The organism is Algoriphagus aestuariicola (genome assembly GCF_017254835.1).
Classification (GTDB): domain Bacteria; phylum Bacteroidota; class Bacteroidia; order Cytophagales; family Cyclobacteriaceae; genus Algoriphagus; species Algoriphagus aestuariicola.
Genome location: NZ_JAFKCW010000004.1, coordinates 435,200 through 452,824, shown reverse-complemented (window position 1 = coordinate 452,824; position 17,625 = coordinate 435,200). Strand labels below are relative to the sequence as shown.

General features: G+C 48.8%; 21 protein-coding genes and 1 tRNA gene. 15 read left to right on the top strand and 7 right to left on the bottom strand.

Annotation, left to right across the window (positions count from 1 at the left end; translation table 11 throughout):
• Positions 1–373 precede the first annotated feature (373 nt).
• Entirely contained in the window at positions 374–802 is a 429-nt protein-coding gene (locus tag J0A67_RS18175; protein ID WP_206570818.1) for an META domain-containing protein, read from the top strand.
• 7 nt (positions 803–809) lie between these two features.
• On the opposite strand, the gene J0A67_RS18170 is transcribed toward J0A67_RS18175, so the two are convergent.
• From J0A67_RS18170 to J0A67_RS18160, 3 genes are read right to left on the bottom strand one after another with little or no spacing between them, the layout of a single operon-like run.
• A complete protein-coding gene (locus J0A67_RS18170) occupies positions 810–1,265 on the bottom strand; it encodes a GreA/GreB family elongation factor (RefSeq protein ID WP_206570817.1) in 456 nt (151 codons plus the stop codon).
• 5 nt (positions 1,266–1,270) lie between these two features.
• Positions 1,271–1,732: a nuclear transport factor 2 family protein gene (locus J0A67_RS18165; RefSeq protein WP_206570816.1), complete on the bottom strand. Its 462-nt coding sequence runs from the start codon at positions 1,730–1,732 to the stop codon at positions 1,271–1,273.
• A 3-nt stretch (positions 1,733–1,735) separates the two neighbouring features.
• The gene (locus J0A67_RS18160; RefSeq protein WP_206570815.1) at positions 1,736–2,413 is read right to left on the bottom strand and encodes an SDR family NAD(P)-dependent oxidoreductase; all 678 of its coding nucleotides are present in this window, start codon (positions 2,411–2,413) and stop codon (positions 1,736–1,738) included.
• A gap of 57 nt (positions 2,414–2,470) precedes the next feature.
• Between J0A67_RS18160 and J0A67_RS18155 the strand changes: the two genes are divergently transcribed.
• The gene (locus J0A67_RS18155; RefSeq protein WP_206570814.1) at positions 2,471–3,364 is read left to right on the top strand and encodes a mechanosensitive ion channel family protein; all 894 of its coding nucleotides are present in this window, start codon (positions 2,471–2,473) and stop codon (positions 3,362–3,364) included.
• Entirely contained in the window at positions 3,345–3,683 is a 339-nt protein-coding gene (locus J0A67_RS18150; protein ID WP_206570813.1) for an MGMT family protein, read from the top strand. The genes J0A67_RS18155 and J0A67_RS18150 overlap by 20 nt, the downstream gene beginning before the upstream one ends.
• Here the strand turns inward: J0A67_RS18150 and J0A67_RS18145 are convergent.
• A complete protein-coding gene (locus J0A67_RS18145) occupies positions 3,680–5,125 on the bottom strand; it encodes a sodium:solute symporter (protein ID WP_206570812.1) in 1,446 nt (481 codons plus the stop codon). The genes J0A67_RS18150 and J0A67_RS18145 overlap by 4 nt on opposite strands.
• Positions 5,126–5,177: 52 nt before the next feature.
• Between J0A67_RS18145 and J0A67_RS18140 the strand changes: the two genes are divergently transcribed.
• The 9 genes from J0A67_RS18140 to J0A67_RS18100 all read left to right on the top strand — a co-directional run bounded on the left by J0A67_RS18140 (position 5,178) and on the right by J0A67_RS18100 (position 9,100).
• Entirely contained in the window at positions 5,178–5,471 is a 294-nt protein-coding gene (locus J0A67_RS18140) for an ATP-dependent Clp protease adaptor ClpS (RefSeq protein WP_206570811.1), read from the top strand.
• Between the two features lie 11 nt (positions 5,472–5,482).
• Positions 5,483–6,091 (top strand): recombination mediator RecR, encoded by a 609-nt coding sequence (recR, locus tag J0A67_RS18135; protein ID WP_206570810.1) that lies wholly within the window; start codon positions 5,483–5,485, stop codon positions 6,089–6,091.
• A gap of 48 nt (positions 6,092–6,139) precedes the next feature.
• Positions 6,140–6,213: transfer RNA gene (locus tag J0A67_RS18130), tRNA-Ala, on the top strand.
• Positions 6,214–6,275: 62 nt separating this feature from the next.
• Positions 6,276–6,536 carry a GIY-YIG nuclease family protein gene (locus tag J0A67_RS18125; RefSeq protein WP_206570809.1) on the top strand — a complete coding sequence of 87 codons (261 nt, stop codon included), beginning with the start codon at positions 6,276–6,278 and terminating at the stop codon, positions 6,534–6,536.
• Between the two features lie 114 nt (positions 6,537–6,650).
• Positions 6,651–6,911, top strand: a complete 261-nt coding sequence (locus tag J0A67_RS18120; RefSeq protein WP_206570809.1) for a GIY-YIG nuclease family protein — start codon at positions 6,651–6,653, stop codon at positions 6,909–6,911.
• 306 nt (positions 6,912–7,217) lie between these two features.
• The gene (locus tag J0A67_RS18115; protein ID WP_206570808.1) at positions 7,218–7,532 is read left to right on the top strand and encodes a hypothetical protein; all 315 of its coding nucleotides are present in this window, start codon (positions 7,218–7,220) and stop codon (positions 7,530–7,532) included.
• A gap of 34 nt (positions 7,533–7,566) precedes the next feature.
• Positions 7,567–7,986, top strand: a complete 420-nt coding sequence (locus J0A67_RS18110; protein WP_206570807.1) for a hypothetical protein — start codon at positions 7,567–7,569, stop codon at positions 7,984–7,986.
• Positions 7,987–8,003: 17 nt separating this feature from the next.
• Positions 8,004–8,276: a hypothetical protein gene (locus tag J0A67_RS18105; RefSeq protein ID WP_206570806.1), complete on the top strand. Its 273-nt coding sequence runs from the start codon at positions 8,004–8,006 to the stop codon at positions 8,274–8,276.
• Positions 8,276–9,100, top strand: a complete 825-nt coding sequence (locus tag J0A67_RS18100; RefSeq protein ID WP_206570805.1) for a Cof-type HAD-IIB family hydrolase — start codon at positions 8,276–8,278, stop codon at positions 9,098–9,100. The genes J0A67_RS18105 and J0A67_RS18100 overlap by 1 nt, the downstream gene beginning before the upstream one ends.
• Before the next feature lie 25 nt (positions 9,101–9,125).
• Here J0A67_RS18100 and J0A67_RS18095 read toward each other — a convergent pair whose 3' ends face one another.
• Positions 9,126–9,803, bottom strand: coding sequence for a DUF2461 domain-containing protein (locus J0A67_RS18095; RefSeq protein ID WP_206570804.1), 678 nt, complete (start codon positions 9,801–9,803; stop codon positions 9,126–9,128).
• Positions 9,804–9,978: 175 nt separating this feature from the next.
• Between J0A67_RS18095 and J0A67_RS18090 the strand changes: the two genes are divergently transcribed.
• Positions 9,979–10,977, top strand: a complete 999-nt coding sequence (locus J0A67_RS18090) for a hypothetical protein (protein ID WP_206570803.1) — start codon at positions 9,979–9,981, stop codon at positions 10,975–10,977.
• Between the two features lie 15 nt (positions 10,978–10,992).
• Here J0A67_RS18090 and J0A67_RS18085 read toward each other — a convergent pair whose 3' ends face one another.
• Positions 10,993–12,288 carry a UDP-N-acetylmuramoyl-tripeptide--D-alanyl-D-alanine ligase gene (locus J0A67_RS18085; RefSeq protein WP_206570802.1) on the bottom strand — a complete coding sequence of 432 codons (1,296 nt, stop codon included), beginning with the start codon at positions 12,286–12,288 and terminating at the stop codon, positions 10,993–10,995.
• Positions 12,289–12,380: 92 nt separating this feature from the next.
• On the opposite strand from J0A67_RS18085, the gene J0A67_RS18080 reads away from it, so the two are divergent.
• Together J0A67_RS18080 and J0A67_RS18075 are read left to right on the top strand one after the other, a co-directional pair.
• Positions 12,381–14,471, top strand: a complete 2,091-nt coding sequence (locus tag J0A67_RS18080) for an FG-GAP-like repeat-containing protein (RefSeq protein ID WP_206570801.1) — start codon at positions 12,381–12,383, stop codon at positions 14,469–14,471.
• Positions 14,472–14,534: 63 nt separating this feature from the next.
• Positions 14,535–16,238, top strand: coding sequence for an amidohydrolase (locus J0A67_RS18075; RefSeq protein WP_206570800.1), 1,704 nt, complete (start codon positions 14,535–14,537; stop codon positions 16,236–16,238).
• Between the two features lie 260 nt (positions 16,239–16,498).
• On the opposite strand, the gene J0A67_RS18070 is transcribed toward J0A67_RS18075, so the two are convergent.
• Positions 16,499–17,497: a TolB-like translocation protein gene (locus J0A67_RS18070; RefSeq protein ID WP_206570799.1), complete on the bottom strand. Its 999-nt coding sequence runs from the start codon at positions 17,495–17,497 to the stop codon at positions 16,499–16,501.
• Between the last annotated feature and the right edge of the window lie 128 nt (positions 17,498–17,625).

Here is a 17,625-nt window from a genome sequence, read left to right as displayed (position 1 = left end):
CCATTTACTGGCCTCAGGGGCGGGTACTCATGATCATAACGGGTCACCCCGTAATCATGGTGGTCATACCGGTGGTCGTGGTACAAAAAAAAGCAGCTGCCTTCCCCGCTGGGGAAAGTCGGATTTCGTATAAAAATGAATCGGCTGCAAGTACCATGGGCGGATAGTTGACTTGGCAAGGTTACATCGAAAAAACGGTTTGACCAAACAAAACCATAGACTTTGTCGATTTTCATGAAATTAATTCAGTGTCCCAAGCCAAAATTTAAGCTTTTGTCAATGAAAATGTAGATGAGATGTGATTTTGGCAAAACTATCCAATACCCACTTTTCCCTCAAATAGCTATCTTGAGAATACCCAAATCCAGAAGATATGAAAACTCTGCAATGCATCACCCTGAGCCTCTTGCTCCTGCTGATCAATGCCTGCGCGGGCACCAACAATCTCAATCCTCTCGGCGCTTTGACCGGAAAAGGCTGGGAACTTTCCTCCTTGTCAGGACAGGCCCCCGACCTTTCCAAATACCCCGCAGGAATCCCGACCCTAAACTTCCTTGAGGAAGGCCGCCTAGCCGGATTTGCTGGCTGCAACAACTTTTCGGGAGAGTTTGCACTCGAAGGCGGGCCTGGAGCGATCAGACTGGACCCAGGAGCCATGACCAGAAAAGCCTGTCCTGGTTCAGGAGAAGAAGAATTTATTGCGGCCTTCGAAAAAGCCAAGAACTTCAAAGTCGAAAAAGAAAAGCTCACTCTATTGGACGGCTCTGCCGAACTGATGAGCTTTGTTCCGACTAAAGATTAGTCCCAAATCAAACCAGCTCCTCGATCAGATGCATCTTACCGCGGAAATTCACCTGGTCGTTCTTCTTTTTGCCGATGAGCAGCTCGCCCAACGGAGAATTTCTGCTCATGAGAAATACCTTGGAATTGTCCACCTTGACCAAGCCAATGCTCACTGCAATCAAAAACCAGTCTGCTCCCAGTTTGACCAAAGCACCTTCCTGCACGCTGGCCGGAGTGTCCTTGATCGTATTCAAGCGATAAAGTTCATCCAAGTCCGCCTTGCCCTGTTTGATCTGACCCTCGATCGTATTGAGGTCTTGGGTCATCGTCTCTCGGCCGGTCTCATACTTGTCTCCGGCACTGTTCTTCTCCTCCTCAAGGATGCTTTCGATAATATTTTTACGCTCGGTAGAAAGGAGAGCCTCCTTTTCCTTCAGTTGGCTGATCGCAGTCTGATAGACTTTCGCTTTGAATTCATTCATAAAACTTACTCTTCACAAGGTTCTTTTCTTCTCGTATCGATGATGTAGACGATTTTCCAGCCCTCGGCCATTTTTACCAACTGAAAGGAATTTACCCCGCAGTGGCTAAAATTCCCGTTGAGATAAAAGCGGTAGGGAGTCCACACCGACGCCAATGCGCCGTCTACCTTGATTTGGTATTCTAGGATACGTTCGTCAAGCTGGGTCTCGGCAGGCGTTGAGCCTATTCGTTTGGCAAAATCACCAACCGAACTGCTGGCAACGGTCGTGCCTTCCGGCTTTGCAGCAATGGTCTGCATAATGGCCTCCGGGGAGAAGGCCGCGGCTACTTGCTCGGCATTTTTGGCACGCATTCCGTCGAAAAGACTTTCGATCACCGCTTCAACCTTCTCCTCGTCAGTTTGGGAAAATGCGGCAATCGAAAACGAAAAAACGAGCAGGTGCAATAAGAAGATTGTTTTTTTCATAGGTCAGACGCCTCCATATAGTTTAAAAGTCACGTTTCTCAGCGAAGGGGTATTTACCGCAAAATGCATCGCGTCGGCAATTTCGACTGGATTTACCCATTTGCCGAAATCGGCATCGGGCATGCTCTTCCTGTTGGCTTCGGTATCAATAATGCTCGGCACAAAAACGTGGGTGCGAATATCGGTGCCTTTGCACTCTTCGGCAAGGATTTCCGAAAGGGAAATCACCAGACTTTTGCTCAAAGCATAGGCCACAGCCCCTTTGGCATCCGCCAATTGGAGCGCTGGGCGTGCACCGACAAAAAGGAAGGTTCCCCTTTGCTGCTTTTTCAACAAAGGAAGAAATCCACTCGCTATCTGAAAAGCGCTGAAAAAATTCAATTGAATCATCCTGGAAAGAACTGCTTGGGTAGTCTCCTCTAGGCTTCCCACTGCAAAGCCGCCGACCAACATGGCGATAGCATCAAGCTCTCCATATTGGATTTGGTATTCCTTGACAAAATCTGTCACGGCAGCTTCGTCAGTGACGTCGACTTCGTAATTGTCATCCGCTTCTTCCACCGCCTCGTCGGAGTCAGGGCGGATCAGCGCGATCACGTGATATCCTTCCCGCTTAAACTTCTCAACAACTGCCCTTCCGAGGGCCCCAGCTGCGCCTGTCACGATAATATTTCTGCTCATCTGTCCGTCTATTCAGTCCTATATTTGCTAAAATTAGCCTTTATTTTTCGATTGAACATGAATCACCTAAAAAGCAGCATACGCACTAAGGAAAACGCGAGAAGAAGAAACTTTGCCATAAAACTCATCATTCTGGTCATATTGGAAGTTTTGTATGCTGGCGATACGTTCTTGAGACCCATCCTCGAAAAATACAGCATGCTGGGCCACATGATCCGCGCGGTGATCTTTTTGCTCAGTGCCAACCTTATCATCTCTCTCGGAAGAATCATCACACTAAGGATCTATCTCCAGCAGCGGGAGGACTCCAAGGTCCAGCCCAATTTTATGATCGGCATCGATAGGATCGCTACATTGCTCAACGTCATCGCTGTGCTGATATCCATGATGCTGGCCTTCGGTATTCGACCGCTGGAGTTTCTGACGAGTATCACCATCGTCGCCGCGGCGATTGCCTTGCTGACGAAAGAGTACATCACCAACATCGTCAATGGCCTGATCATGATGTTTTCGGACCAGCTTGAGATCGGTGACAAAATCCAGATAGGCAAGCACACCGGCTTTATTCGTGACATTACCCTGATCAATTTGGTCCTCAAAAACGATTCGGGAGAACTCATCCTGATCCCCAACTCCATGGCCCTGACCTCTGATGTAGTCAACTTTTCCAAAAACAATACGCACCAGGTGATCTTCGACGTGGAGATATCCGTGGTCAGCGAAGTTCATCTAGCCAAGCTGGAGGAAAGCCTAGAATCCAAACTGGAGAAATATAAAGACACTGTCTTCCCAGAGGGAGCTCAGCTCAATGTCATCGAGCGTAAAGCCGACACCATTCTGGTACGGTATCAATTCCCGATCAAAACGGGAGAGAAATCAACAGAAATCACCGTCAAAAAAGAAATCAACCAAGCCCTGATTGACTGGAGCCATGAGCAGCGAAAAGCCTAACTACTTTGACCTGGTCTACCAGGTCGTGCGCGAAATCCCAAAGGGAAGAGTCACCAGCTACGGTACAATAGCACACTATTTGGGACTGAAGAGCGGTGCCCGGATGGTCGGCTACGCGATGAACGCCGCCCATACCCTATCGGACGTACCCGCACATCGAGTAGTCAATCGGCACGGACTGCTTACGGGAAAGGCCCACTTTGTACCGCCCACGCGGATGCAGGCACTCTTGGAATCGGAAGGTGTGGTCGTGGAGAACGACAAGATCCGGGATTTTGACAAGCTCTTTTGGGACCCGGAGAAAGAGCTGGGGATTTAGTCTTTCCGACGGGCTAAATAGAGGCCCAAGAACATAAAGGCTCCATTCAAGATCAACGCTTCGAAGCCGAATTTGTAGCCCCAAAACAGCTTTTCCGAATTGGATGCGATTGCAAACGTCAACAGGGGACTCAGTACCGCCATATACGGCACTACACGGTCTTTGACCTTCCATTTTGTAAAAAGGCCAAAGGAATACAGTCCCAATAACGGTCCATAGGTATATCCGGCGATAATGAATACCGAGTTGATCACGCTTTGGTCATTGAGCCAATAAAAGGCCAAGATCAGAAGGTAAAATAAGCCAGTGAAGACGATATGGACTTTTTTACGCACGGCGACGCGCTTTTCCGCCGGGTATTTCCTTTCGATTTGGAGGAAATCGATGCAAAAAGAAGTGGTCAGTGCGGTCAGCGTGGAATCGGCGCTGGAGTAGGCTGCGGCGGTAATTCCCAGTACAAAGACGATGCCCGCGAAAGCGGAAAAATGCTCCGTTGCCAGCATGGGGAAGAGCTGGTCCGACTTTGCCGGAAGGGAGATTCCCTTGCTTTCTGCATAGAGATAGAGCATGACGCCGAGGGAAAGAAAAAGCAGGTTCACAATCACGAGGATAGTGGTGAACCAAAACATGTTTTTCTGCGCTTCCCCAAGACTTTTACAGGTCAGGTTTTTCTGCATCATGTCTTGGTCCAATCCCGTCATGACGATAGTGATAAACGCGCCTGATACAAACTGCTTGAAGAAGTTGGTGCCTGCCTTCCAGTCCCAGTTGAAGATCTGGGAACGGCTATCATCAGCTATGGATGAAACATAGTCGCCTAGGCTTTGTAGCCCAAGTTCGCCGCCAATGGAAACCATGGTAATCACCACCGCCAAGAGCATGAATGCCGTCTGCAAGGTATCTGTCCATACAACAGTCTTGATCCCTCCCCTGAACGTATAGAGCCAAATCAAGCCGACAGTAATCAATACCGACACCCAAAAAGGAATCCCTAATGCGTCAAAAAGAATCAGCTGAAGCACACTAGCTACGAGGTAAAGCCGGAGAGATGAGCCCAAGGCCCTCGAAAGCAAAAAGAAAAATGAACCGGTCTTGTACGACCAAAAGCCAAAACGGTCTTCTAAATAAGAGTAGATCGAGATCAGGTTGAGTCGATAGTACAGCGGCAACAATACTTTCGCAATCGTGAAATAGCCTACTGTATAGCCGAGGACGACTTGAAAATAGTAGAAATTCGAATTGCCCACCTCCCCTGGCACGGAAATGAAGGTCACGCCGGAAAGCGACGCGCCGATCATCCCAAAAGCTACCAAAAACCAAGGCGATTGCCGGTCTCCGGTGAAAAAGGTGTCGGCGGTCACCTGCCGAGAGGTAAACCAAGAGATCAAAAAAAGCAAAAGAAAATAGGCCGAAATGACCGACAAAACTACTTGGGGATCCATAAAGAGGGGCTGAATGGGTCGCTAAGTTGTCTATTATTCTTAATTTTGCAAAATGAACCAACTAAGCGTATCCCTGCCCTACATCGAGGAATCGGAAATCCTGCTGGAGGATTTGCTGGATCAGGAAGCACTTGATCTGGTGGTCTTTAACGACGACTTCAACACATTTGAGCATGTCACAGCCGTACTGATGAAAGTCTGCAAGCATAGCCACGAGCAAGCCGAGCAGTGCACGCTGATCATCCACTACAAAGGCAAATGTGCGGTAAAGAAAGGCTCAAAGGAGGAATTGAAGCCTATGTGCGAGGCCATCCTTGAAGCCGGCATCCAGGCTGCAATACTTTAATCCCGATTCCCTTGAATTTCCCATCCAAACTAATCGAGGATGCAGTCACCGAAATTTCCCGACTCCCGGGTATCGGAAAGAAAACTGCCCTAAGACTTGCCCTGCATCTCCTAAAACAAAACGAAGCAGTCACGGAGGCCCTGTCCCTCGCGCTCACCCGAATGAGGGAGGAGATTCGCTATTGCAAAATCTGTCACAATATCTCTGACCAAGACGAATGCAGCATCTGTAAAAGCCACCGAAGGGATAAGGCGACTATCTGCGTGGTAGAGGATATTAGGGATGTGCTCGCCATCGAGAACACCAACCAATATCAGGGGCTGTATCATGTCCTGGGTGGAGTCATATCTCCTATCCAAGGCATAGGTCCCGAGGAACTTAATTTTGCAACCCTCATGGACCGAATCTCCGGCGGTGGAGTATCCGAAGTCATTCTGGCGCTCTCGGCCACGATGGAGGGAGACACCACCGCATTCTATTTGAGCAAAAGACTTAAGGAGAGTGGCGTGAAAGTAAGTTCGATTGCACGGGGTATTCCCGTCGGGGGCGAACTCGAGTTCACCGATGAGGTCACGCTAGGCAGAAGCATTCTGACCAGAATAAATTATTCCCAAGAGTAAAGTTTTGTTTGCGGGAAACTATTCCCGTTCTATATTTGCACTCCGTTTGGGGGATTAGCTCAGTTGGCTAGAGCGCTACACTGGCAGTGTAGAGGTCATCGGTTCGAATCCGTTATCCTCCACGTTTAAAGGCAGTTTTCGGACTGCCTTTTGTCTTTTTGAACACTTTTTTTTACCGTCGCAGATGTATTTTGTCTATATCCTTTTCTCGACAAAGACCCGGAAATATTATGTCGGATCCGCCGAAAACCTTGAATCACGCCTGAGGCACCATAATTCAGGACTTACTCCCTACACCAAATCCGGTGCGCCGGAATGGTCTGTCAGATACTCCGAAACGGTGGAAAACCGTTCTTTGGCCCTCAAAAGGGAACTGGAGATCAAACGCAAAAAAAGCCGCAGATACATCGAGTGGCTCATTGCCTCATCGGGATCGACGGGCTAGAGCGTCCCGCTAGCCAGCGGGGAGGTCATCGGTTCGAATCCGTTATCCTCCACGTTTAAAGGCAGTTTTCGGACTGCCTTTTGTCTTTTTGAACACTTTTTTTTACCGTCGCAGATGTATTTTGTCTATATCCTTTTCTCGACAAAGACCCGGAAATATTATGTCGGATCCGCCGAAAACCTTGAATCACGCCTGAGGCACCATAATTCAGGACTTACTCCCTACACCAAATCCGGTGCGCCGGAATGGTCTGTCAGATACTCCGAAACGGTGGAAAACCGTTCTTTGGCCCTCAAAAGGGAACTGGAGATCAAACGCAAAAAAAGCCGCAGATACATCGAGTGGCTCATTGCCTCATCGGGATCGACGGGCTAGAGCGTCCCGCTAGCCAGCGGGGAGGTCATCGGTTCGAATCCGTTATCCTCCACGTTTAAAGGCTGTTTTCGGACTGCCTTTTGTATTTTTACTCACTTTTTAACTCCCTGCCATATATTTTGTCTCAGCGCACTCTTATTTGTAGCAGGCGATGATACAAAAACGTCTTTTAGCTATATCTCAGTTTCATTTTCCAACGCGATGACTCGACTGTTGATTGTATTCCTCCTTCTATGTTGCTCGATCCTTTCGTCCTGCAATGAGGATTGCCGCGGATTTAAAATTGGCAGCGAGTTTGAAATTGCTGTGAACGAAGCACTCGAAAACTGCCCCGAAAACATCTCAATAACCATTTCCGAAATTCAGGATTCCCGCTGTCCCAGTGATGGGAATTGCATTTGGGCGGGAATGATCATGGTAGATGGAGAGCTCCGGGTAGACGGCACTGTCTATGATCTACAGCTCAGCAATATCCCACAAGCCTCAGGCTTTCAGGAGGAATTTTCTACGTCTGAATACACCATCAAGCTCATCGATCCAATCCCATTCCCGAATTTTAGCAATTTGGGCAAAGCCGCAGACAAGCGGGTGATTTTGATCGTTTCGAAAAGATCTACCTGAGAATGTTTATTTTTAGCATGATCTATCTTTCGTCATGCGTAGCCGTCTTTGCCTATTCCTCCTTACATTTTCCTTGTTTTCCTGCTCCTGCGAACCAGAAACCATCGCACGATTCGCTTTTTCCGGAATGGAAGCGATGATGGGAGAAGGATTCATGCCTTCTGAAGAAATTCGAGCATTGGGAAAATTTCAGGGTATGAGCGTCAGTATGAGCCAATCCACCACGGACGGAGAGACGGAATCCACGATCTTCCTCAAATTGGAAAACGGCGATCCTCTGGCCCTAGGTGGCCAACCTGAAGTATTGGCCAGAAAATGTGCGGAGATTTACCTCAGGGATTTCGAAAGATCGATAGACTATCAAAAAATCACTGTCCAGTTTCTGCAATCAGACCCTTCCAATCCTCAAAATATTGCAATGCAGGACTATACTTTCGATGTAAAAGATTTCTAACCCGAACCCACCTCGCCATGAACTTTCCTCCCGAATTCCAAAAAGCTCCCCAATCCCTCGGTGATTGGATCATCAATGTCCTGGTTTCCAAAATCCCGTTGATCGGACTTATCATGTTGATCGTTTGGGCCGTTGACAAGAATACTCAACCGGAAAAAGCCAACTGGGCGAAGGCAGAACTGATTGTCAAACTGATCGCAATCGTAATTGCTCTTTTGATTGTTGGATTGCTGGGCTTCGGATTTTTCATGAACTTCGCCGACCAGGTTGACTGGGATTCCATAGACTAATGAACTACAAAGCCATCTGTTCCGATATCGACGGAACCCTTCTTAATTCCGAGCGGGATCTTTCCCCCCGCCTCAAGTCAGTCATCAAAAAGCTACCGCCAGAGTTTCCGCTTATACTCGCCAGCTCGCGTATGCCGGATGCCATGCGGCATTTGATATTGGATCTTGGCAAGCATCCGCAATCGCTGATAGCATACAACGGGGGCTATGTGTTGAGTTCGGAAGGTGAAGTCCTTGAGGACGTTTCGATTCCGGTTTGTCTGGTGGAGAAAATCCTTCGCCTTACCGAAAAAACCGAAATCCATGTCAGTCTTTATCAGGGCGAGAATTGGTACGAAGAGAAAGACGACTACTGGTCCCAGCGTGAAGTCAAAAATACCAAAGTCCAATGCACTTGGATGAGGGGAATGGATGTGGTGGAACTCTGGACCAAGGGAAATTCCGGCGCACACAAAGTCATGTGCATGGGGAGCTCCCAAGATATTTCCTGGCTTTTTGGAGAGTTGCATTGGGAACACGCCAAAGACCTGCACCTCTATCGATCCAGCGACACCTATCTGGAAATTGCGCCTCGTTCGATCTCTAAGGCTACGGGATTGAAAAAAATTCTAGCCCATGAATTTGACTTTGGGATTGACTCAGTGGTAGCCTTTGGAGACAACTATAACGACATAGACCTCCTCCAGAGCGTAGGCTGGGGAGTCGCTGTGAGCAATGCCCGACCCGAAGTAAAAGCTGTCGCCAAAGAAGTGACCCTGCACCATAAGGAAGACGGTGTGGCAGCTACCCTTGAGCGACTGGCGAGCCTATCACTGAGCGTTTGATTCTTGGAGATAGGATCTTTGGATTCTACAAAATCCCCGATCCGTCCTCGACTTCTTCGATAGCCCTAGCCAAAAAGTCGTTGAACGGCTTCATCCTGCGGAACCCATCCAAGGCAAACTGGATAAAGACCCCCGAATCAACCGCTTTGTCCGAAATAGGATGCGATACGGTGATGCTTTTGAGCTTGAGGTATTCTATATAAGGATGATCCGAGTCGTAATCCCGGGGACTGGTTTTCAGTTTTTCCCCATCGATCTTGGCAAAAAGCTGTTTGAACTGAGGTTCGTTTTCGATTTGTACAAGCTCAGCACCGCTGTAGTCGATTTCCTTACGGATCTTTTTGAGCGTATCGGCTTCAGGCATCCATATTCCGCCAGCAATAAAAGAGTTGCCCGGCTGAATCTGTACGTAGTATCCGGGGCCAGGGGATTTTTTTCCTCCCGGAGCAAAATATATCCCAAAATTGGTCTTGTAGGGATCTTTGTTCGCGGAAAATCGGATGTCCCGGTTTTGGCGAAAGATACAGTCCTTTGGTTTGAAAGCGGCAAGAGCTGGCTCAAGTTCGGTGATTTGTTTCAGCATCAAGGCCACATCTTCCAACAAAGTCTCTCTCGTCTCGAGATACCATTTCTTGTTGGCATCCATCCAATCTTTGTGGTTGTTTTCGGCTAGGGCAGAAAGAAATTCCAGATAGGGTCGCATCGCTTTATAAAAATGAAGTTCAGGGTGTGAAAATTAACCTGATTTACCAAGGGATCAGAGGCTTTTACACCATTTTTTTGCTCGATGAAGCCATTTGTTATTAACTTAATGAGAAAGTTGGCATTCCAGTTAACCAACGAAACCTTCTCTTTTTTAGCATAAAAGTCTCCCTGACATGTCTTCTAAGCCACGCCTATTCCTTTTTGCCTGCACGCTAAACTTTTTTATGCTGGGATGCAAACCAGAGCAAGCATCAGAGCAAGTCGAACCTCTTGCAGCCACAGTAAATGACACAGTAGTACCGGTAGTCTTAGGAAGCTATGTTACAGACGGATATGAGCGCCGGATAGATGGCGATGATTGGGTAGCAGTCTTGGTGACGGCACGGGAAAACGGAAAACTTGCCATTGCGGTGCGCTCCCGAGCGGACAAGAAATCCCCCACCTGCACATTTAACACGTTGGCCGATGAAAACGGGCCGAATTCATATAAGGCTTTCGTAAACGGAAAACCCGTTTTATTCATCTTCTCTGAAAGCTCTGTGTCGATCCAAACGGAAAAAGACGAGGACAGCGGGATTCTAAATTTCTACTGCTCGGGAGGGGCTTCCATTGCCGGCGAATACAAGAAAGTCACCGACTCATTTGACAACTCACAACTCGACAAAACACTTTTCACCAGCGTGCTGATGCTCCAAAATATCGGATTCAACATCTCAAGTCTGCAAGAAGCCACTGGCGAAAAGCTCACCATATTGCCTTTTGGCTTGACGGTGGACGACAGGGCCGTAACTCACCAGATCCAAGGAACAGTTGTGAATGCAGAAGTGGAGGATCTAAATTCTGACGGATTCCCCGAAGTCCTCATCTACACTCAAGCTCCGGATGGCAAGGGCGATGTCATCGGGTATTCGGTAAACAATGGCAAATCCATGAGTCAGATTTCCTTTCCAGAAATCAGTCATAACCCCGAAATAAGCTCCGGATACCAAGGAAAAGATGAATTTTCAATTGTTGAAACCACCCTTGCAAGAAGATTTCCGATTTTCTTGGATGGAAAAGAAACGGGAAGGATTCGGCAAGTGGAATACAAGCTGAAGGACGGCGAAGCTTCAAGAGTCTTTACGGTGAGCAACTTTACCGAGTATGTGCAGAATGCGAGCAACTTGGACTAGTCTAAGCTCGAAAGATTACACGAAATCCACCAAAGTCTCCAGCTTCATGCCGCGGCTGCCTTTGATCAGAATGAGATAGTCCTCAAGCTTGCTGTCTTCCAGCCAGTTTCTAAGAGAAAATGGATCCGGGAAATACAAGGCTTTTGGGGCTTTCTCCAAGGCGGACACAATCAGCTTTCCCGTAAAACAAACTTTGTCGATCCCATACTCACTGACGATCTCGCCCAGTCGGCGATGCTCGGCCTCGGCATGATCGCCCAGCTCAAACATGTCGCCCAGGATGATCATCTTATGCTTCCTTCCAGTCATTTGCCCAAAAGTGCGAATCGCCACCTCCATGCTGGATGGATTCGCGTTGTAGGCGTCGAGGATGATGAGGTTACTGCGCCTCTCCATTAGCTGGGAGCGCATGTTGGCAGGTTTGTATTCCGTCACCGCATGCACAGCCGCCTGCATCGGCACTCCGAAAAACTTGCCAATCGTCAACGCATTCGCAATGTTTCCAAAATTGTAGGCCCCGATCAGCGACGTGAGTTGCTCGCCCTCCACGCCTTCCGTCGAGAATTTGACGAAAGGATTAGCCTCAATAAATGTCACCTCGCAAAAATCGCCTTTGGCAGGATAGAGAATCGGCTTTTCGAAGCGCTTCGCCAAATTGGCCAAAATCGGATCTTGGGAATTGATAAAGACAGTTCCAGCGGTTTCGCGCAGGAATTGGAACAATTCGGTTTTTGTCCTCAACACTCCTTCTGGGCCGCCCATTCCTTCCAGATGCGCCCTGCCTATATTGGTGATAAAACCATGTGTCGGCTCTGCGATATCACAAAGTTCCTTAATGTCTCCCGGTTTGTTGGCACCCATTTCGACGATGGCGATTTCGGCATCTTTTCCTATCGAAAGCAAAGTAAGAGGCACGCCGATGTGGTTGTTCAGGTTTCCGACAGTGGCGACGGTTTTGAATTTCTGTTTCAACACTGCGTTGAGTAGCTCTTTGGAAGTGGTCTTTCCATTCGAACCAGTCAAACCTATCACAGGGATATCCAGTTTTCGGCGATGGTGATTCGCCAATTTTTGCAAAGCAGTAAGCGCATCCTCACAGATAAAATAGCGCTCGTCGTCCTCCACAAAATACTTTGCCTCATCGATCACCACAGCGGAAGCACCAGCTTCCAAAGCTTTGGCAGCAAAGTCGTTGGCATTGAAATTTGGGCCTTTCAGCGCAAAAAAGAGGTTTCCGGGATTGATTTTGCGTGTGTCGGTACTGACTCCGGTGCTGTTGAGAAAGAGTTGGTAAAGAATATCCAAATTCATTTTTGGCGAAAATTTGTACCCAAAATAACGCAATGATCTACATCTTTGGGACGCTTGTTTCGTTTTATTTTGGTGTTTGATACCACCCTTCCATGTCCAAAACCCTTACCTTACTTTTTATCCTGATCTTCTCGCAGGCTTTTCCCCAGACCGTTTTCGAGCTGGATCAGAGCAAAACCATCCTATTCGGTGGCGCACCTATCAGAAATCCATTTTCTCAAGGAATCAACTCCGCGCAGATCCAGACCATCGACCTGACGGGAGACGGAGTAGAGGAGTGGGTCACTTGGGACATCAATTCCGGGCAGCTGCAGGTCTTTGCCAAAGACGGCGAAAAATTCACCCACTTGCCGGAGCTGTCTTACTACTTTCCGGCCGACATCAGCGGATTTCTGGTCTTGGCCGACTTCGATGGAGATGGCAAAAAAGACCTGTTCACCTCCACGCCACTCGGGATCAAAGCCTACCGAAATACCTCCCAGGGCGGACAAATCTCCTGGACTGTAGCCCAAAACTACCTTCGCCTCGACGGCGCCAATAACATCCCGGCAAACAACCTAGATACCCCGCTACTACAAGATTTGGACGGAGATGGGGATCTGGATTTGGTGCTGTTCAACTTTGCCCAAGGGGACTTTCTGGAATTTTTCCGCAATACCTCGGTAGAGCGCAAGGGTTCGGCAGACATCGACGGATTTGCTTTTCCAGTAGACTATTGGGGGAATTTTGTGTTCTGCGCCTGCGGGGAATTTGCCTTTGGCCAGCGCTGCGACGGTCGGCCAATCGATTTCCGAATCGATCCGAATGAAAATGACCGAATCCTCCACGCCGGTGGACATAGCATTTTGTACCAAGACTTTGATGGAGACGATATTCCGGATTTGCTTTTGGGTCGGGACGAATGCAACACGCTCTACTTTCTTCCCAATTCTGGCACCTCCGATCAACCGCTTTTCACCGAGTTTTCCAACGAGGTGCCACCCTATGGCGGGCTACCCCATTTTCCCCGCTTCCATGTCGGCCAGTGGATCAACGGGGAACTGGTGATCAGCCTCAATACCAACGAGGCCTCTGCCAGCTACAATATAGACTTTGCACAGTCCGTGTTTTGGGGAAACCCCGCGGGAACATTCGCAAAACCTATCCTGCAAAATCAACTCTACGACCTGGGAGAAAACACCCGGCCGCTCTTCCGTGGAAATGAATCCTTTGGCGAGCTCTGGATCACTTCCAATCAGATTTTCTCTTCGGGAGCTCCCACCACCGGTCGAGCGACCCATTTTAGATATTCCGACGGAGCTTTCATTCCGGATGACGAAAACTTCGGAAACCTTTCTCTCCTAAACTTACTTGACATCCAGCTCATCGAACATTCCGCTGCTGACGGGGCGCAGCTTTTTCTTGCCTCCGGCATCCGCAGGACCAACGGGATTCCAAGCCAAGTAATCTACCGAAGCGCTGGCGAAAATTGGGAGGAGTTTTCACTGCCTGGTCTAACCCTTCGGACAGGGGATCAGCTGGAGTTTTTCTCATTCAGGGGAAAAGACCAACTGCTCGTCGCTGCGCAAAACGGCAGCTTGACGCTTTACGACGTCGATTTTGAAGTGGGATCCGTAACGCTCAATACCGCCAATTTCCTCGGATTTCAAGACAATCCCGCCAACCGAAACCTGGCCATCGCCTTGACCTCGGGTGAAACCCCAAATCTCTACTCGGTAGATCAGACCGGGCGGATCTTTCTGATTCGCGACTTCATGAACTCGGATGTCCGGGAAGAAGTCTTGGTCAAAATAGGATCTCAAAATCTTCCGCTCCGACTGGGGAGAAACACTTGGATTACTCTGGTCAAACCTGATTTTTCGGAAGTTCCTGATCTTATCCTAGGAACTAGAGGAGGAGGAATAGTCTACCTAAAAGCCACCACTTCAGAGTTCCCCAACGAGAACGAATTCTTGGCAAAGCTTTTCCCCAATCCGAGTTCCGGACCGACTACCGTAATCACCAATCAAGGTTCCACAGGCCAGTTAGTCAATTCACTGGGTCAAATTCTGATGGATCAACTCGACATTCCGGCGAATAGAGAAGTAATTCTCCAAACTCAAATCCTGAGTCCCGGATTGTATTTCCTTCAACTGGAATCTGAAAACAAACAGGTCTTGGTCAAAAAGATCCTCATTCGCTGATTACAGGATCGGTTTTGTAGGGCTGGGCAAAATCCGGTAGCTTCGGTGAAGAAACCAAGCGCCATGAGAAAACTTTACTTCCTAGCTGTCCTCACCCTGCTTTTTGCCTGTAAAAAAGGCCCCGAAACCCCAGCCGACCAGGTATTCCTGAATGCCGTCATCTACACCGTCGACGAAGCCAATCCCAAAGCCGAGGCCGTCGCCGTCAAGGACGGGATGATCCTCGCCGTTGGCACCTCTGAAGAAGTCCAAACCTACGTCGGAGACGCCACCGAAGTCATCGACCTCCAAGGCAAAACCATGACTCCCGGCCTGGTCGAATCGCATGCCCACCTCATGGGCATTGGCTACAACAAGCTGGAACTCGACCTGATGTATGTCAAAACCTATGACGAGCTGGTGGAGAAAGTGGCCGAAGCCGCTGCCAAAGCCAAACCGGGCGACTGGGTCACCGGTCGCGGTTGGCATCAGGACAAGTGGATCGAGATGCCCGAGAAAACCGTCCAAGGCTTCCCGACGCATGATGCCCTGAGTGCGGTGACACCGGACAATCCCGTCTATCTGGCCCACGCCTCCGGTCATGCTTCCTTTGTGAATGAAAAAGCTCTGGAGCTTGCCGGTATCAGCAACCTAAAAGGGGAGCGCCCCAAGGAAGTCGAAGGCGGCGAGATCATCCTTGACCCACTCGGCAACCCAACCGGCATCCTTGCCGAAAGAGCCTCGGGCTTGGTTTCCAGATTGATTCCGGAAGAAACGCCCGAGCGCGCTGCAGAAGCACTCACATTGGCATTGAAAGAGCTCAACGAAAAGGGAATCACCAGCTTCCATGATGCCGGAGCCAATCAAGCCACCATCGACCTGATTCAGAAATTCAAAGACGAAGGCAAGCTCACGGTGCGCCAATACGTAATGCTCACCGGCAGAGAGCCGGAGCTTTTGGAGGCCTGGTATAAAAAAGGACCGATGATAGACACCGCAGATCACCTGCTGACCGTCCGATCCATCAAACTCAACTGCGATGGCGCTTTGGGTTCTCGTGGCGCTTGGCTTTTGGAGGATTACTCCGACCGTCCGGGCCATCGCGGCCATGAGACTTTGCCGATGTCAGTCGTGTCTGAAGTATCTGAAAAAGCTATTCCAGCAGGCTTTCAGGTTTGCTCACACGCCATAGGCGACCGCGCCAATCAGGAGATCCTGGATCGCTATGAGGCGGCTTTCGCCAAAAATCCGGATGCCAAAAATCTCCGATTTCGCATCGAGCACGCCCAGCACATCCATCCGGACGACATTCCCAGATTTGGGCAGATGGGCGTGATAGCAGCCATGCAGGCCATTCACCTGAGCTCAGATCGGCCTTGGGCGATAGACAGATTGGGGGAAAAGCGCATTATCGACGGAGCCTATGTTTGGCAAAAGCTGATGCAAAGTGGTGCTGTCGTGACCAACGGAACCGATGCCCCAGTGGAGCCGGTAGACCCGATTCCTTCATTTTATGCCTCAGTGACTCGCAAAACCCTACAGGGATTGCCGGATGGCGGATACGAGGGCGATCAGAAGATGACCCGCGAGCAAGCGCTAAAGTCCTACACCTTGGATGGCGCTTATGCCGAATTCGAAGAGGATTTCAAAGGCTCGATCCAAGTGGGGAAAGTGGCGGACTTCACCGTTTTCGACCAAAACATCATGGAAATCCCAGAGGAGGAGATCCTGAAAACCAAGGTGGCGATGACGGTGCTGGGCGGGAAGATCGTCTACAGCATGCCGTAGGTTCTGAAGGAGGAAATCAGAAAGCCGAGATACAAAAGACCTGTCAGGTTTTAGAAAACTGACAGGTCTTTTCCTCAAAACTTCCCAATCCCCACAAAATACAGATCAACCCCCCCCGCTGGGAGTAGATTCTACTCTGACCCAAAAGTCCAATTAGTGTCTGGGGCGAATTTGCAATTCCACCCTAGTATCCTTGCCAATTTACAATTGGTTTATATTCAACATTTCGAGATCGGCAACCCTATTTACTTGGTTTTCCTTCAAAACTTCTCAATCCCCACAAAATACAAATCAAATCCTCCCATTCCTCCAGGACGGTTAGAGGAAAAGATCATCAGGCGATTGCTGAAATCAACCGCGTCGGAAACCACCGGACGGAATTCATCAAATTCCGAGTTGATCTTCGGGCCGAAATTCACCGGCTCCTCCCATCCATCGGCGGTTTTCAAGGAATAGTACAGGTCATACCCTCCAAATCCTCCCGGCCGATCCGAGGAAAAGACCAGCAGATCCCCATAGACAAAGGGCATGTGGTCGTTTGAAGGAGTGTTGATAGCTAGCTTATTGATGGATTTAGTCATGCCACTAGTCAAGAATTCCAGCGGATCCAAATCAGAGCGAAGCGCGATCTCGTAGATATCGAAGCGGCCGTCTATGTCAGCACTAAACAAAAATTTCTCGGCTATTACTTGACGACTCCCTTTCACTTCCCGATAGCTATGCCCAAAAAAACTGGGATACATTTCATTTACACTTTCCTCAAATAGCTGTAGCCTGTAAATATCTGCCTCTACTTGGTTGAAGGAATCGGTGTTTCGGAAGCTACTTCCAAAGATGTGCGCAAACCCGGCGCAGTCCTGGGAAAAGAAAAGACGGCCTCCAAAGGAATATGGCCCGCGTTCGTTGCATTCTGAATTGACTTCCAAAAGTCGATTGATCGTCACCTGCGATTCTGGGTAGTTTTTGCTAGCCGCATAGGAAAACTTTCCAAGCTCCTTGTCCCATGTAAAAACCAAAGATCTCGGCTCCAGATCAAAGTCGACCCCCAAATTCTTTGCGTTGGAAGAATAGATAAAATTCAGATCCAAAGTCAAGTAGGGTGGTATGTAATCCGAATTCATCTCATCAAATTCCGAATTCAGTTCCGCTATATTGATTGGCAGATCTTCCGGGAAGGTCCCGACAGGATAAGGGAATTTCTCCCGGCAGCCGAAAAAAAACAAGCCGAATAAGCACAAAAAACAAATTTTGACTCTCATTATCCATGATATAAGTAAAACATAGTCAATGAAATCAATTCCACCTTCAAAAGCAACTTGATTGCATCTAAATTCGACCGATAGTGAAAACTATGTTCGAAGCATCCGAAAAAACGCCTATTTTCCAT